At 81.0% G+C, this 342-nt stretch carries 1 pseudogene; it reads right to left on the bottom strand.

The annotated features are described in order from the left end of the window. Positions 1 to 342: pseudogene (locus tag VR44_RS43665) on the bottom strand (DNA helicase RecD); the annotation flags it as partial.

Here is a 342-nt window from a genome sequence, read left to right as displayed (position 1 = left end):
GGGCGGGCGCCTTGGCCCCGCTCTCCACGGCCCGTACGGCGGCCAGCAGGTCGGCGGCCCGGCCGCTGAGCTTGCCGCCGGCCTCGACGGGGTGCTCCCGTTCGGCCTTCCGCCGCGCGATCCGCTCCCGCTCGACCCGCTGCGCGGCCAACTCGGCCTGTGCCTCACTGAGCCCGGCCGCGCCGGCCCCTTCACCGGAGCCGGCCCCGGCCTCGCCCGGTCCCGACTCGGCCCCGGCCTCCGGCTCCGGGCCGGCCTCCGATCCGCCCGAGGAGTCCTCCGCCCCCGCCTCGGGGTCGGACCCGTCCTCTGCGGCCGCCTGGTCGGGCCCTGCGGGGCCTT

The sequence above is a fragment of the Streptomyces katrae genome (assembly GCF_000966975.1).
Lineage (GTDB): Bacteria > Actinomycetota > Actinomycetes > Streptomycetales > Streptomycetaceae > Streptomyces > Streptomyces katrae.
Note: the sequence above shows the minus strand (reverse complement) of the source record. Positions and strands in the feature narration are given on the sequence as shown.